The sequence below is a fragment of the Membranihabitans marinus genome (assembly GCF_021729155.1).
Classification (GTDB): Bacteria; Bacteroidota; Bacteroidia; order Chitinophagales; family Saprospiraceae; genus Membranihabitans; species Membranihabitans marinus.
The window spans coordinates 155,820-171,114 of sequence record NZ_JAJQYA010000004.1; the positions used below are offsets into that span (position 1 = coordinate 155,820).

The 15,295-nt window shown below is 35.2% G+C and carries 14 protein-coding genes and 1 other RNA gene; 3 read left to right on the top strand and 12 right to left on the bottom strand.

Annotated elements, in window-relative coordinates:
* Nucleotides 1-22: 22 nt before the first annotated feature.
* The 4 genes from LVD51_RS04255 to LVD51_RS04270 all read right to left on the bottom strand — a co-directional run bounded on the left by LVD51_RS04255 (nt 23) and on the right by LVD51_RS04270 (nt 2,304).
* Nucleotides 23-358: a hypothetical protein gene (locus LVD51_RS04255; RefSeq protein ID WP_236969950.1), complete on the bottom strand. Its 336-nt coding sequence runs from the start codon at nt 356-358 to the stop codon at nt 23-25.
* 138 nt (nt 359-496) lie between these two features.
* On the bottom strand, nt 497-934 hold the full coding sequence (locus LVD51_RS04260) for a hemerythrin domain-containing protein (protein ID WP_236969951.1): 438 nt from the start codon (nt 932-934) through the stop codon (nt 497-499).
* A 73-nt stretch (nt 935-1,007) separates the two neighbouring features.
* Nucleotides 1,008-1,442 (bottom strand): RrF2 family transcriptional regulator, encoded by a 435-nt coding sequence (locus LVD51_RS04265; RefSeq protein ID WP_236969952.1) that lies wholly within the window; start codon nt 1,440-1,442, stop codon nt 1,008-1,010.
* Nucleotides 1,443-1,932: 490 nt separating this feature from the next.
* A complete protein-coding gene (locus LVD51_RS04270) occupies nt 1,933-2,304 on the bottom strand; it encodes a VOC family protein (RefSeq protein ID WP_394803149.1) in 372 nt (123 codons plus the stop codon).
* An 821-nt stretch (nt 2,305-3,125) separates the two neighbouring features.
* On the opposite strand from LVD51_RS04270, the gene LVD51_RS04275 reads away from it, so the two are divergent.
* Nucleotides 3,126-4,034 carry a transporter gene (locus LVD51_RS04275; RefSeq protein ID WP_236969954.1) on the top strand — a complete coding sequence of 303 codons (909 nt, stop codon included), beginning with the start codon at nt 3,126-3,128 and terminating at the stop codon, nt 4,032-4,034.
* A gap of 394 nt (nt 4,035-4,428) precedes the next feature.
* On the opposite strand, the gene fsa is transcribed toward LVD51_RS04275, so the two are convergent.
* The 8 genes from fsa to LVD51_RS04310 all read right to left on the bottom strand — a co-directional run bounded on the left by fsa (nt 4,429) and on the right by LVD51_RS04310 (nt 10,622).
* A complete protein-coding gene (gene fsa, locus LVD51_RS04280; RefSeq protein WP_236969955.1) occupies nt 4,429-5,085 on the bottom strand; it encodes a fructose-6-phosphate aldolase in 657 nt (218 codons plus the stop codon).
* Nucleotides 5,086-5,113: 28 nt separating this feature from the next.
* Nucleotides 5,114-5,211, bottom strand: an RNA gene (gene ffs, locus LVD51_RS04285) — signal recognition particle sRNA small type.
* 294 nt (nt 5,212-5,505) lie between these two features.
* Complete coding sequence (locus tag LVD51_RS04290; protein WP_236969956.1) at nt 5,506-6,306, bottom strand: TraB/GumN family protein; 801 nt, start codon at nt 6,304-6,306, stop codon at nt 5,506-5,508.
* Between the two features lie 19 nt (nt 6,307-6,325).
* Nucleotides 6,326-6,808, bottom strand: a complete 483-nt coding sequence (locus LVD51_RS04295) for an Lrp/AsnC family transcriptional regulator (protein ID WP_236969957.1) — start codon at nt 6,806-6,808, stop codon at nt 6,326-6,328.
* A 181-nt stretch (nt 6,809-6,989) separates the two neighbouring features.
* Nucleotides 6,990-8,408 carry a Glu/Leu/Phe/Val family dehydrogenase gene (locus LVD51_RS04300; protein ID WP_394803146.1) on the bottom strand — a complete coding sequence of 473 codons (1,419 nt, stop codon included), beginning with the start codon at nt 8,406-8,408 and terminating at the stop codon, nt 6,990-6,992.
* Entirely contained in the window at nt 8,389-8,562 is a 174-nt protein-coding gene (locus tag LVD51_RS20190; protein WP_394803147.1) for a CcmD family protein, read from the bottom strand. Before LVD51_RS20190 ends, LVD51_RS04300 begins: the two co-directional genes overlap by 20 nt.
* Before the next feature lie 53 nt (nt 8,563-8,615).
* Complete coding sequence (gene ccsA, locus LVD51_RS04305) at nt 8,616-9,659, bottom strand: cytochrome c biogenesis protein CcsA (RefSeq protein WP_236969959.1); 1,044 nt, start codon at nt 9,657-9,659, stop codon at nt 8,616-8,618.
* A gap of 309 nt (nt 9,660-9,968) precedes the next feature.
* Entirely contained in the window at nt 9,969-10,622 is a 654-nt protein-coding gene (locus LVD51_RS04310) for a hypothetical protein (RefSeq protein ID WP_236969960.1), read from the bottom strand.
* A gap of 166 nt (nt 10,623-10,788) precedes the next feature.
* Between LVD51_RS04310 and LVD51_RS04315 the strand changes: the two genes are divergently transcribed.
* Together LVD51_RS04315 and LVD51_RS04320 are read left to right on the top strand one after the other, a co-directional pair.
* Nucleotides 10,789-12,327 (top strand): peptidase associated/transthyretin-like domain-containing protein, encoded by a 1,539-nt coding sequence (locus LVD51_RS04315; protein ID WP_236969961.1) that lies wholly within the window; start codon nt 10,789-10,791, stop codon nt 12,325-12,327.
* A 77-nt stretch (nt 12,328-12,404) separates the two neighbouring features.
* Nucleotides 12,405-15,233 (top strand): TonB-dependent receptor, encoded by a 2,829-nt coding sequence (locus LVD51_RS04320; RefSeq protein WP_236969962.1) that lies wholly within the window; start codon nt 12,405-12,407, stop codon nt 15,231-15,233.
* Nucleotides 15,234-15,295 lie beyond the last annotated feature (62 nt).

Here is a 15,295-nt window from a genome sequence, read left to right on the forward strand (position 1 = left end):
AATTTGGTCATATATTTTTCGATTATTCAAGGCAAGGAGTGGTCTGTTCAATTGCCAATTCGGTCATAAAATTTCCCCCCATTTTCTTTAATAACACATTTTTCCTTTTTGACAGATCGGATAATTGAGCCTTTAATTCCACGATTTTTTCAACCATCTTACGATCTTTCTCTTCTAAACTTAACAAGGCCATTTGAACCGATGTATCGACTTCTTTGAAAGATTCAAACATTCTTATCAGACTTGCATTTCGAACTTTTAAAATATTGTTTTTTTCAGCCTCGGGCATATCTGGTGAAAGTGATTGCTCAAGCAACATATTCATTTGATCCCAATCCGTAGCGATGCTTTCCTTCATCTTTGTCAATTGGCAAAAGATTGATCTTTCTTCGTTTAAAATAGAGATCAATTCAAGCTGATCTTGATTCTTACAGCCAGAAAACCATAGAAGAATTACTAGAATAAGAGATAGAGATTTCATGATGTATTCCTTATGTTAATATTCCAATTCCCAAAATCGATCTTCCCATTCATCCGCCTCCGGACATATCTTATGGATGTCCTCTAAAACTTGCAACTGTTCAACTGTACCATTTTTTTGTATTTCTGGGAACAACACATCTTCCTCCATTTGAATATGTCTATCTAATTCCTTGACTATCAAATTAAGGTTTAAATCCAATTGATCCTCAGATTCAAACAATGAACGCAATCTACTATGCTCATCTAGGGCTTGAATCACCCATTTATTATCTAAACCTAGAATAGGAAATAACAACTCTTCTTCTAATCTAAAATGGTCATTTAGTTGATGGTTGTAAAACCAATCTGCATACTTTTTAATACGATATAAATCAATATTCTTTAGTAAGCCAGTCTTAATATTCCAGCATAAAAACAAACCGTGATGATGTTGTAAAGCCTGTGTTTTCATTGAAATTGATTTTAATATTTTGTATTCATCATTTATAAATGCGACCTATTTATCCGATTAATAGTCAAATTTTTTAGAGTTTTAAAAAAGTAAGCCCTGTTTCCAATTCAGAGGTCAAATTTTCAACCGTCGTATTTTGTAACATAGATTTTAAATTTTCTCGAATAACCTTGTATCTAAAGTGAACAGGACAAGGCTTCAAATCGTTGCATTTTCGAAGCCCTAACCCGCATCCGTTAAAAATAATATCTCCATCGATTGCCCTCACTATATCGCCTAAATTGACATTTTGAAGGCGTTGACTATCCATTTCATAGCCGCCATAGGCACCTTGAACAGATTGAACAATATCTTCTTTGGCTAATGCCTGTAGTATTTTTGCAGTAAAAGCAACTGGAGAATCAATTTCTTTAGCTATATCTTTTAGCGATATTCTTCTCCCCTTTTGTGACTCTACTGCTATCAATATTGTCGCTCTAATGCCATATTCACAAGCTTTAGAAAACATAATTTTCTATTTTATTGAATACAAATATAATGGGTTATTTTTAAACTTGGACAAATTTGTCCGATAAAGATTAAAAATATTTCAAATTAAAAATATCAAAGCAATAACAAACCTTTAGTTTAGGTTAAAATACATCTAAAAAATTCAAGTAAACAAGGGAGAAACCGTATTCAACCATATACATAGAAACAAAGGTCGTGGGTATTAAGCAAACAACTATAATCATCTTATACCAAATATATCTAGTCATCATGTATTTATTGACTAGTTTGGGATATACAAACCCTTCCTCTTTATACTTACTATATAAGAAGAGTATAAATATATGGAATAGCCGACCTAGATATCCCGTAAAATATTAGATCAATAATAAGACCTTCAATCTTTTATACCATAGAGATATAACAGTCACAATAGAAAAACAAATATTATTATAAAAACAAGGCAGTCTAATTTTTCGCTGGCCCTACCCTATTTAATATACCATTTCCTATTTAGTGGAATGCAATCCAATGGTATTGCCCTCAGTGTCTATAAATTGAGCGATAAAGCCAAATTCTCCAATAGACATTTTAGGAAATATTACCTGGCCCCCAGCAGCTTTTACTCTAGCTATTTCGACACTTACGTCATCTGAATTAAAGTAAATTACTGTTCCTTCAGAACTGGGTTTACATTCCTTAGCATGTACTAGTGCTCCCATTGCACCAGTCTCCTTTTCATCTCCTTCAAACATATACATTTGCGTATCTGGCATTTCCATGTACTGCAGATTTCGCTTAAATACAGCGGTATAAAAATTTTTGGCTCTTTCAAGATTTGTTGTGGCGATTTCAAACCAAACTACTGGATTACTCATAATTAATTATTTTATATTTTTAAAACTACTTCTATTCATATTGAATGACTAAGATTCAGTTCACCTTACATTAGTTGAAAAGGATATTAATAGATGATGGACGTTTATTCAAAAGTTCTATCATTGCAAGTAAATAATTCATAACAGCTATGATATGAATTATTCCAAGATCTATCACATGATGTGTTGTTATACCTTAAACAATCTCCAAATTAATACAATTATGGAATTTATGTCTAACAAAATCATAATTTAACAAAAACAAATTTAACACATAGCATTAAAATACAAACACATCAATAGACACACCTAATCAATCTTTTATAAAAATGAATTTAACATATATTTTAACGATCTAAGGAAATAGTCAGTCTAAAAGTTTTAACAAATCCATATCTCTGTTAATCATGAAAAATTAATGACTGATGATGACATCTTCATTACAAGACCTTATTTTCTTCAAATATTACGATGACAGGTCAGAAATAACAAAATAAAAGACTAAAACACTGTTAAATAATAACAGCAAACAGTACTTAAATAAAGAATTCTATCTTATACAAGTAATCAATCATAGAACACTAATATTAAAATAAGTTTACACAATATAGAAATAAACTAAAAATTACAAGTAAGCCATTTGTTATATCTAAAACACATATTATCACAAACAACATAATATAAACATAAGTTTTTAAATTAATTATTAAAAAATATTTGTTACCTAACCTATAATTTAGAGTCAAAACTATGCATCTTAACCAGATAATGTATTAAATTAGTTACGAAAAGATCAATTATTTAAATTAAAAAAATTATTCATTATGAATTTAAAAAATGTTATTTTAGGATTGCTGGTAATGACTTTTTTTGCTGTACAGAAAGCTCATAGTCAAGGCATGATCGATGGTTTTTACAATACTAAGGGTCAGCTTTCTTTAACAGCATCCTATACGGGATCAAAGGTAGAAGACTTCTATGTAGGGACGACGAAGGCCAGTCCAGTTCCCGCTCTAAATACCATTGAACAAAGCATAGTTTCCCTATATGCCAAATATGCATTAATGGACAATCTTTCACTTATTGTCAATGCTCCATTTATCTCCTCAAAAAGTGGAGCCGATGCGGATCCAGTAAACGGGGAAACCAAGGTGTCAGGATTTCAAGACATAAGCCTTGCTGCCAAACTCAGACCTTTTAGTGTAGATGCTGGAGCTGGGAGCCTAGATGGGATTACTTCATTGACTATAGGCATCCCTACAGGGTATGAAGCCAACGGCATCCTTTCTAATGGTAATGGTGCTTTCTCGACTGATCTTCATGTGGGAGCACAATACAACTTTAACATGGGCTTATTTGCTACTGCTATGGCAGGGTATAGTTTTAGAGGTGAAGCAGAAAACACTTTTAAAACAGCACATGGAAACAAATTTGATGTACCAAATGCATTTCTCTTTGCGGCCAAAATAGGATATGCAGGCGCGCATTTCTATATTGAAGGTTGGATGGATCATCAATCCTCATCTGATGGAGTAGATATCATGGGAACAGGATTTGATGGCAATTTTCCTGAAACCAAGGTAAACTATACTCGTTTTGGTGCTACAGCCTATGTACCGATCACCAAAGCGCTAGGTGTAAGTGTAGGTTTTGGTAGTGTAACCAGTGGAAGGAACATCAGCATTACCAATTATTTCAATGGTGGGATTACTTTAAACTTTGATACTATGTAATACCAAATGCATTTGGTATAATTCCAATGAACGGTATCACATTATTGATTCCTATGTCTTCTCATGTAAGGCATAGGATTTTTTTTTGCTAGCTCATACTTTTATTAGACAGAGTATTAGTTATTTTGGAGAAATTGAAATTTATGACTGAGCAACTACAATCTGAAATACTAACCTCATTCAGGATAGAGAAAGTATAATACCATCAAATGGTGAGATAGAAAAAAATCTATACATTGAATCTAACATTAGAGAAGACCGAGCTTAGATATAGAAGAATTATTCACAGGCCCAATCTTTGAAACCATATCAGATATTCTAACATAAAAAAAAGCGTAAATCTTTATAAGACCTACGCTTCAATATTTTCAATAAAATATCTTAAAAAGATAGATTATCCATTATTTTTATTGTAATCAGCAAGGAATTTCTCCAAACCGATGTCTGTTAAAGGATGTTTCAACAATCCCATGATTGAATTCAATGGACAAGTAACAACATCTGCTCCAGAGATCGCAGCATCTACGATTTGCTTAGAAGAACGAATAGATGCAGCAAGGATTTCAGTATCGAAATCTTGGATGGCATATATCTCAGCTATTTGGCCTATAAGATCCATACCTTCCCAGTTGATATCATCGATTCTTCCGATAAAAGGCGACACATAATCAGCACCAGCTTTTGCAGCCAAAATGGCTTGACCTGCGCTAAATACCAATGTACAATTGGTTCGAATACCATGGTCAGAAAACCATCTCAATGCTTTGACACCATCTTTGATCATCGGCACCTTAACCACAATATTTTCAGCTATAGTTGCCAATTCTTTACCTTCAGCAACCATGCCATCAAAATCAACGCTGATAACTTCAGCACTTACATCGCCATCTACTATATCACAAATAGCTGCATAATGATTTCGAATATTTTTTTCTCCGCTAATACCTTCTTTAGCCATTAGGGAAGGATTGGTAGTTACACCATCTAATACACCTAGATCTTTTGCTTCTTTAATTTGATCTAAATTAGCAGTATCAATGAAAAACTTCATATTTATTGGATTTTAATAGATTGAAAGGTAAAAACGAGAACGCATGCCGTCCGCTACAACCGCCTACCCTTGCTGCGTTTCCACCCTGGGGGAGTTCAGCAGGAGCTGGACGCATGGTTCTCGAACGGCAAAAGTAATAATAATTAGTGAAATCACAGCGCTAAAACGCAAAAATTATCCTGTAAAACAGGGATAAAAAATATAGTAAATATCTCAGATGTCATTATTCTTTGACAATGAGATCATTAACCGACAACGATAAATTATTAAAATTTCTAGGATAGGGAAAATAAAATATAAACAAATGACCAATGGAGTATTTACCGCCTTCCTATTTAACTATTGATGTGTACAGGACAAAGAAAAACCTCGAATGTCATTCAATAAGAAGATAGGCAAAAATTTGACCTACAGAAAAGGTTAGTAGGCTTGTAATGAAGGTTGCGCTACTTTTATTGAAAAATCTCGGTGTTTAAGCAATCTCAAAATCCCATATTTACCGAATAAATGAGCCGCACCGACAGCAATAAATGCTTTTTCACCAAGTAAATTTTCCGCTAATAAATCAGCCATTTTAATATTTCTATTATACAGTAATGGCTTCCTCAATATCCCCATTTGATGAAGTGAATTGCGATACAATAATCTGGTATTCTTCTCGGAATAATGACGACAGAGATCGGCGTATTTTTTTTTGACTTTTGATGGATTTCTACCCAATTGAACTAATTGCTTAAGTTGAATTTCGACTGGAATATTTCGAAATAACCCCATTTGTTCTTCCTTGGTTTCCAAGTATTTCATTTCTTTATTTCGACTCTTTGCATATTCGTATAGAGCTTGATCCAAAATAAGGCTAGATGAATTGTGAAAACTCGATTCCAACAAAATATGTATAGCTATCATGGGATAAAAATGAATCAATTGATTCATATCCACTCCAAATGATTTCAATATTATGCGGCGTAACTTTTCGTATTTTTTGTCACCCAGTAATTGCTGGATATCCATTCCAGGAGGTAAAAAATGGCTTTGCTGTAACAGTTCAGAATCACTGCTGGACAGATCCATTTCGGAATAGTAATAATCTTGAGAAAGGATGGTGTTGTGTAACCATTCTATGTCGTGGAAAGCACTGTCATTTCGCACATGCATTGTTCCAAATACAAAGGAAGAAATGCCACTACTGGAAGTTACTTCCCACAACAAAGAATTATTCAATGGTTACTGGTTTAAATTTTTAGTTAGAACCGTAATCGAAAGGCAAAACCTTAGAATCTTTAACTTGAGACAAAGTCATCAAAGTTTTCAATCGTTCGATTTCGTCAATTTTTGATAGTGTTCTAAACAACAATTCTTCGTAGTTAGGAATATCTTTACATACTATCTTCATCAAAGCATCGGCTTCCCCTGTGATAATATAACATTCTACTACTTCATCGATTTCATTAATCTTTTTAAGAAAGTTGTCCAATGCATTTTCTTTATGCCATGCAATATCAACCAACAAATAAGTTTGAACACTCAATCCTATGGTCGCATTGTTTACCTTGGCATGGTAACTAGACAATACATTTAAATTCTCCAACTTTTTCACCCTCTCCAATGTGGGTGCTGGTGACAATCCAATTCTTTTAGATAGATCTAAATTTGTAATCTTACAATTCTCTTGCAAAATTTTTATAATCTTTTTGTCAATTGCATCTAATTTTACTTCAGACATTTTCTCAATTTTAATAATTAAAAGGTTTTATAATTAGCGCTGCAAATATAGAATAATATTTAGTATTTGATAAATTATAAGAATAATATATTGTTAATAATATTAAAATTTAACAGTCTAAAAGAAACAAAATTAGGAATTTCATAATAATATCATAAGAAACTAGCACAATAACACCAGATTACGGAAAAACACCTAACTGAGTGTAGTCCATAGCCACTTTATTAATTGCCACAACAAAAGCAGCAGTTCTCATGTCTGGAATGTTCTGCTTTTTCATTTGTATTCGGATCTGATCGTAAGCATTGATCATGGTTTCCTCTAATCCTGAACGAACTAAATCAATTTCGTCCCCCCCTTTTGTTAACAAGGATCGTTCCATTTTTGTAACAGTTTTCCCCGTCAACTTCTCCATATAATCTACAATATTGGAATAAGATTGTTCATTAAACCGTTTATCTACTCTTCCAAACCTAACGTGATCTAAATTTTTTAACCATTCAAAATACGACACCGTCACCCCACCGGCATTGGCATAAAAATCTGGAATCACTAAAATATTTTTTTCCAACAATATTTTTTCTGCTTCCGAGGTAATCGGACCATTGGCAGCTTCTGCTATTATTTTGGCCTGAATGCGGTCTACATTATCTTCATGAATTTGATTCTCCAAGGCAGCGGGTATTAAGACATCACAAGGCAAGTAAAGCGCTTCGTTGCGATCTTTTAAATTTTGGGCATTGGGAAAATCCATAATTGATCCCGTTTTCGCTTTGTGCTGCAAAAGACTGTGTATATCTATCCCTTCGGGATTGTATATTCCTCCTTCAAATTCCGAAACGGCAATGACCATCATCTTTCCTTCATCTTGACAGATACTAGCACTGTAGCTTCCCACATTACCCAATCCTTGGACAATGATCTTTTTGTTTTCAGTGCCTGGCTCCAATCCCACTTTTTTAACCATTGCCTTGTCCTCCAACAAACAGCGAATGGCATAATAAACACCGCGGCCAGTGGCTTCTGTCCGACCATTGATACCGTTCAATTGCACTGGCTTTCCAGTTACACAGGCATTGGCGTTGATATCGTCTCCCGCTAAGATTCTATATGTATCCAATATCCATCCCATTTCCCTAGGTCCAGTACCATAATCTGGGGCTGGAACATCGAGTCCGGGCCCGATGAAATTTTTCTTTACAAGCTCGGTAGTATATCTTCTGGTAATTCTTTCTAGTTGGGATGGGGTATATTCCCTAGGGCTAATTTTAACTCCCCCTTTAGCACCCCCAAATGGCACATCTACTAGGGCACATTTATAAGTCATTAAAGCGGCGAGGGCCATGACTTCTTCTTGGTTTACTTTTGAGCTGTATCGAATTCCCCCTTTGGTCGGCAATCTATGGTGGGAATGCTGAACCCGATATGCTTCTAAGACTTCGTACTTCCCTCCTATTTTTACGGGAAAATTCATTTTATACACCGCATTCGATGCTTTTATCTGTTGTAGTATTCCCTGACTGACGTGAGTATAAGCTGCAGCTTTATCAAAATTAGCGCTTACACTTTCAAAAAACTTATTATTGCCTTCCTTTCCCATGATTAATCTTTTTTTCAAGTTTAGAAATCTTCTTTTCAAGTGAGTAGAGATAATAAAACAATCCCAAGAGAATAACTAAAATTACTGCGACTACTACATACATTTTTCCCATACTATGCATAAAATCACCGGATAGAGTTATCAATTGAATCATTTTATCTTATTTTTAAATTTAAATAAAAGTTTTTTTTATAAAACAGGGTTAATTTATATCTTATTAGAAATATTTTCTAAGTTTTTCACACGATATCTAAGTTGCGCTATCCAAGCTCCAACCAGAGCCCAACCAATGATGGCAGGATAAAATATCATTCTCATGGTATTGTCAAGATCCTCCCCTCCCATTGCTGGATTACCACCATTACCTGGATGCAAACTTTCTGACATTCTCGGTAAAATATACAATAGAGGAATCAATGCTATAAAAGCAAAAATATTAAATATAGCCGAGATGCGAGCTCTCTTATATGGATCATCTAAGGCGGTTCGCAAAAGAAAATAAGCTGCATAAATCAACAATGCAATTGCTGTGGTTATCTGTTTAATGTCCCAAGACCAAGGTCGTCCCCAAGTGTATTTCGCCCAAACCATACCAGTAAGCAATCCCAAGATCCCAAATAGAAATCCGACTTCAGTATATCCATTTGATTTGGCATCATCCAACAAATGATTAGACCTCAATACTCTAACACTATAATATACAGCTATCATTAACAACAACATCATGGCCATCCATAAACTAACATGGAAATAAGTATTTCGAATAGTCTCTAGTAAGATGGAACGATAGGGAAAGTGCAAAATTGTCTTGACATTCAAATCGGACAAAGTAAGATTAGTCCACGCTGCATTATTAGAAACATTATTACCTGATTCCATTATATAAACTGCTCCCGGCAATATAGCCGTCCCTTGATCGGGGAAATCTACTATAAGTGTTAAATCACTCTTTAACTTGTCCTTGGGTAGATTATTTGGTATTTCAAAAGCAGCATCGATACTAGATTCTGTTGAAACCGAAATCGAACCAGCTTGAATTAAATGATCATTGTCGTATTTTAACCAAGCTCGAATATCATCTGCCTTATGGCTTAAGTCGGCATTATAGGTTTGTACATTTAAGGTGATGTTATTTCCTCCCGACAGTTGATATGGAGATACTCCTGTTATACCGATTCCAATAGGAATAAGAAGTCCAGCTACATGTACTGCGATTACGATAACAACTCCTAATATTTTCCACCACTTCATATATTATAAATTTTTAAGTATAATGGCCAATCAATGCTTAACAAACCGACTTAGACAATGTTGACATAGATTCCAAAATCTAACATACTATATTTTTATTTCAAAAGTAAAGTCCGGTCAAATATTTTTATCATCGAAATAGATGATAGATGGACAGCAAATCATTTTATAATATACAGCATATATTTCAATATATTTTTTCACGAGAAGAAAATTATAGTAAAATCACTCTTGTATTAGTATATAGATTACCTCCAATAAGGTCAATGAGTAATCGGGGAGATACGAAAAGGCTTACATTAAGATCTGCTAATCGCTCCAAATATAGGGAAATAGAAAAACAGAGGCTACCGAAAAACAGAGGCCCAGGCCTGATAAAATAAATGCATCTGAAGCCCAATTATTGGCTACTGGATTTATCCCAACAGATATAGCTCCGATATTATACAATTCTAAAATAATAGGTATGATCAATGGAATGGTCAATACTGGATATAGGGATTGTGACTTATTACTGCGGATAGCAATCCCATTCATCAAGTGAGTAATGGCCGAAAAATTAAATGCTGCCAAAATCAAGGATACTACGAATGACAAAGAATTTATCACAAAGTTTCCAAATAAAAAATACATAGCGCCCCAGAGAATGGAAAGTAGAAACAGATTTTGAATAAAACCAATAAGTAAACCCGAAAGTAAAACGGATTCAGCAGACAACAATTGATAAAGCATTTGGTATTCTTCTTCCAATTCTTCTTTCAATCCTCGCGACGAAGCATGAATTAGAGAAAAAACAGCAATAACCCAATACAGAGACAACCACATTTTGGAATTTAGACTATCGAATATCAGATAAACGATAAACACTGAGGCCAACAAGAACTGCAAAGCAGACAACCAATCACTAATGGAACGCCATTCTTGTTTTAATTTAAACATTACTACAAATAAAAAAGAATTCAAATTAGCGAGATTTATATATCTAAATAATTAAAAAACAACACATTAACACTAAAAACCTCAACCATGCCAATTCAACACTTTACACAAAGTTAATACTGAGTTAATATATCGATAATAGGCGGAATATATTTTTGTCGCAAATTAATAAACTAAAATGATTTTACTTATGAAGTTCACTAAATTATTAGTTGCTCTTATGTTAGCAATGACTTCCATGATTTTCGTTTCTTGTGACGATGACAAAGAAGATGATCCTGTAGTTCCTACAACCATTACAGTTACAGGAAAAATAACTGACTCAGAAGATGCCAGTGCTATAGCGGGTGTAAGTATAGACGCAGGTAGTACAAGTGCTACTAGTGGCAATGATGGAAGCTATTCTATAGTAGCTCCCAAAGAAGGACTTTTGTCTTTTTCTAAGCAAGGTTATGTATCAAAAGTACAAGATGTCAACAATTCAACTACTATCGATATTCAATTGACACCTGAAGCTATGGAAGTAGAAACCGTTATTTTATCTGGTTTAACTACTGGCGACATGACATTGACCGCAGACAAAATTTATCAAATCAATCAAAAATTTGTCGTTTCCGACGGACATACAGTTACTATCGAGCCAGGGACTATCCTTAAAGGCGCACAGGGAACTGGATCTGTTGCTTCTGCTTTTATAGTAGCTAGAGGTGGAAAATTGATGGCTGAAGGTACGGCTGAAAAACCAATTATTTTCACTTCTGTATTGGACAATATCACAGTAGGAGAAAAATTTGGTACCAACCTTACTGAAATCGACAGAGAAAAATGGGGTGGACTTATTGTATTGGGTAAAAGTATTATTTCTGCTGAAGATGGAGATGATGTAGCTCAGATCGAAGGTATCCCAGGTGACGAAGATTTTGGAAAATTCGGAGGTACTGATCCTGAAGACAATTCTGGTTCATTGAAATATATCTCTATCAGACACGGTGGAGCCCTTATCGGTGATGGTAACGAAATCAACGGTCTGACTTTAGGTGGTGTAGGTAGTGGTACTACTATAGAAAATATAGAAATAATCGCTAACCTAGATGATGGTGTTGAGTTTTTTGGAGGAACAGTAAACGCCAAAAATATATTAGTTAGTTACCAAGGTGATGACGCCATTGACATCGACATGAATTATTCTGGAACTATTGAAAATGTTGTGGTTATTCACGGTGGTGATGATTCTGATGAAGCATTGGAATTGGATGGACCTGAAAATACGGCTCAAGATGGATTGTTTACACTTAAGAATGGGACTTTCATTAAAACAGGTGGACAGGGATCTGCTGCTGACTTTAAATCTAAAACTCAAGGTACAATTGAAAACTGTGTATTCAAAGGATATGGTAGTGATGCATTCCAATTGAGAGCGAACTTTGATAGTGAAAACGGTTGTGCTCCTAAATCAGATGCTTATTCATATTTGGTACAAGACAATCCTAGATTGGTACTAAAGAACAATGAAATCGTAGCTTCTGAAACGGTTGAAACACTATTTAAACTATACACTGGAGTAGCAGCTTGTGCTGGAAGCATTACCAATGAAATGTTATTGCAAGCAGCAACTATATTGGACACAGACAACAACAAGGTGGTAACGCAAGAAACCGCTGGTCTTGGTGCAGACTTCTCAGCATTTGAAGGATGGACTTGGAGTAAAGATCAAGGATTACTTGATTAATCTTATCTAAAAATTAAATAATCGAGAGGGCTGCTTTATCACAGCCCTTTTGGTTTTTGTTTTAAAATCGTATGTATATGAAAAACCTATTATTAACTATAATTATAATATCTGCTGGTCTCGTTACAGGCTTTTCTCAAACGGGAACCATTCGCGGAACCGTATTTGACGGTGAAACTGGAGAAACCATTCCCTTTGCCACCGTATTACTCGCATCAGACCCTGGTGTAGGAACAACTACCGATTTGGACGGAGTATATGAACTATCCGTTCCTGCCGGTAGTCAAGATATTAAATTTTCATACCTAGGTTATGCTGAGCAAACCATTAGTGGAGTGGCTGTAGAAGCTGACAAAGTAGTATTGTTAGATGCCAAAATACAGGAAGCGGCCGAAATGCTTACGGAAGTTGTTATCACGGCAACACAAGCTAGAAATACAGAATCAGCCATCTTAACACTACAAAGAAAATCTCCCAATGTAATCGATGGTGTATCTAGTGAATCCTTTAGAAAAATAGGTGATGGCGATGCTGCTTCAGCTATTAAAAGAGTTACAGGGGTATCCATTGAAGATGGAAAACACGTATATGTTAGAGGGTTAGGAGATAGATATACTAAAACCATACTCAACGGTTTAGATATTCCGGGATTGGACCCTGATCGCAATTCAATTCAAATGGATATTTTTCCCACCAACTTAATCGACAATATTATTGTTTTAAAGTCTTTCACCCCCGACCAACCCGGTGATTTCACCGGAGGGCTAGTCAACATTATCACGAAAGATTTTCCAGAAAGTCAAACTTTTAACGTATCTGCTTCATTGGGATACAATCCCAAAATGAACCTCAATAACGAATTTGTAACGTATGAGGGATCATCGACCGACAAATTGGGTTTTGATAACGGCGCCAGAGATGAGCCTATCAATATCAACGATTATATTCCAGATCCATCGGAGCGAAATCCCGACTTAACAAACATTACCAATAAATTTGGTAAGACAATGAGTACTCAGCGCTCTTCCAAGTTCTTGAATCAGTCCTATGGCATCTCCTATGGCAACCAAAACAAAGTGGGCAGTGGTTCCATCGGATACAACGCTTCAATCAATTACAAGACTGATTTTACTTTTTATGATGATGTAGAATATGGAACCTATATCAAAGAAAGTAATAAATCGAATAATGAACTTTATGTAGACCGAAGTATCCGAGGAGGTCAAAGTGAGGAAAATGTATTGATCAGTGGTATGGCTGGACTTGCGTACAAAAGCAAAAACCATAAAATAGGGGTTAATGCCTTAGCCATCCAGAATGGATCAGCTAACACGGCATTACTGGAACAAATAGTCTATGAAACCAATCCATCTACTTTGCTGAAAAGTAATCTAGAATATACAGAAAGATCGATTCAAAATCTATTGGTATTTGGTAAACACTCATTCAATGAAGGTGATTTTGAAGTGGATTGGAGAGTATCTCCTACGCACTCCAAAATTACGGAGCCGGACAATCGCGTTACCGCCTTTGAAGTTGTAAACCAAGGCGAGCAAATATCCTATGAATTAAATGCCAGCGTAGGCGCAGGGATTACTAGAGTATGGAGAAATTTGGAAGAAAACAATATCAGTGGAAAAATTGGGGCAACGTGGAAGTTCAATCAGTGGAACGATTTAGAATCTAAGTTTAAATTTGGCGCCATGTATACTCAGAAAAAAAGAGATTATTCTATCTCCAATTATCTATTCAGAGTAGAACAAGCTGGTCAATTTGACATCACTGGCGATCCCAATCAATTGTTCTCCAATGAATTTAGCTGGGATCCTTCTGCTAGAGCAGGAACCTATGTAAGAGGAAACTTCGAACCAGCTAATACTTTTGATGCCGAACAAGTAGTTATTGCAGGATATGTAATGAATGAATTGCCGCTTTCCAACCGTTTAAGAACGATTTACGGTTTACGAGTTGAGCAATCAGCAAACTTCTATACTGGACAAAACAATTTGGGTGATGAGGTATATGACAATGCCAAAGTCTTGGATGAATTTGACCTTCTCCCCTCTTTAAACATCGTCTATGCATTGTCTGAGAAAATCAACATCAGAACATCTTATAACCGGACATTGGCTCGACCATCATTTAAAGAAAAATCTGTAGCCCAGATTCAAGACCTAATCTCAGGAAGAACCTTTATCGGAAATATAGATTTGGAAGAAACCCAAATCAATAATTTTGACGTAAGATTTGAAAATTTCTACGACTTTGGACAAGTCTTGTCCATTAGTGGATTTTTCAAACAATTTAACAATCCTATTGAATTGGTGGCTTATTCAGAAGCTACTCCCAATGATGTACAACCTAGGAATATCGATGAAGCTACTGTTTTCGGTCTTGAATTGGAAGCTAGAAAGAATTTTAATTTTGGAAGTGAAAATTTCAACAAACTCACCATCGGATCCAATGTATCTTTGATCAAATCCAATGTGGATATGAGCGATGCTGAATATCAGTCAAGGTTGGACAACGCCAGAGATGGAGAGGACATTTCATCCAGTCGTGAATTAGTCGGACAGTCTCCTTATTTATTAAATCTATTTTTAGGATTCCAGTCTGCTGAAAATATTGTAGAATCAAATCTTAGTTACAATGTTCAAGGAAAGAGTTTATCGATAGTAGGAATCGGTAGAAATGCAGATGTATTTGATCTGCCCTTTCACAGTTTAAATTTCAAAACTTCAGTTAAGCTAGGGCTTCAAAAAAGAATGAGAGCGAGTTTTTCTGTCAATAACATCCTCAATCAATCCAGACAAAGAGTATACCAATCATTTGAAGCTGCAGACCAAGTCTTTGAAAAATACAAACCTGGCACCGACTTTCAAGTGGGATTGTCTTACTCATTTTAATAACATAGTTGATCGCTTTTAACTAAAGACTTTTTATATACAGCGATTTTATAAGGGAGGAG

Coding starts and splice junctions, on each gene's coding strand:
- LVD51_RS04255 (WP_236969950.1), bottom strand. CDS start 358: ATGAAGGAAAGCATCGCTACGGATTGGGATCAAATGAATATGTTGCTT.
- LVD51_RS04260 (WP_236969951.1), bottom strand. CDS start 934: ATGAAAACACAGGCTTTACAACATCATCACGGTTTGTTTTTATGCTGG.
- LVD51_RS04265 (WP_236969952.1), bottom strand. CDS start 1,442: ATGTTTTCTAAAGCTTGTGAATATGGCATTAGAGCGACAATATTGATA.
- LVD51_RS04275 (WP_236969954.1), top strand. CDS start 3,126: ATGAATTTAAAAAATGTTATTTTAGGATTGCTGGTAATGACTTTTTTT.
- fsa (WP_236969955.1), bottom strand. CDS start 5,085: ATGAAGTTTTTCATTGATACTGCTAATTTAGATCAAATTAAAGAAGCA.
- LVD51_RS04295 (WP_236969957.1), bottom strand. CDS start 6,808: ATGTCTGAAGTAAAATTAGATGCAATTGACAAAAAGATTATAAAAATT.
- LVD51_RS04300 (WP_394803146.1), bottom strand. CDS start 8,408: ATGGGAAAGGAAGGCAATAATAAGTTTTTTGAAAGTGTAAGCGCTAAT.
- LVD51_RS20190 (WP_394803147.1), bottom strand. CDS start 8,562: ATGATTCAATTGATAACTCTATCCGGTGATTTTATGCATAGTATGGGA.
- ccsA (WP_236969959.1), bottom strand. CDS start 9,659: ATGAAGTGGTGGAAAATATTAGGAGTTGTTATCGTAATCGCAGTACAT.
- LVD51_RS04315 (WP_236969961.1), top strand. CDS start 10,789: ATGAAGTTCACTAAATTATTAGTTGCTCTTATGTTAGCAATGACTTCC.
- LVD51_RS04320 (WP_236969962.1), top strand. CDS start 12,405: ATGAAAAACCTATTATTAACTATAATTATAATATCTGCTGGTCTCGTT.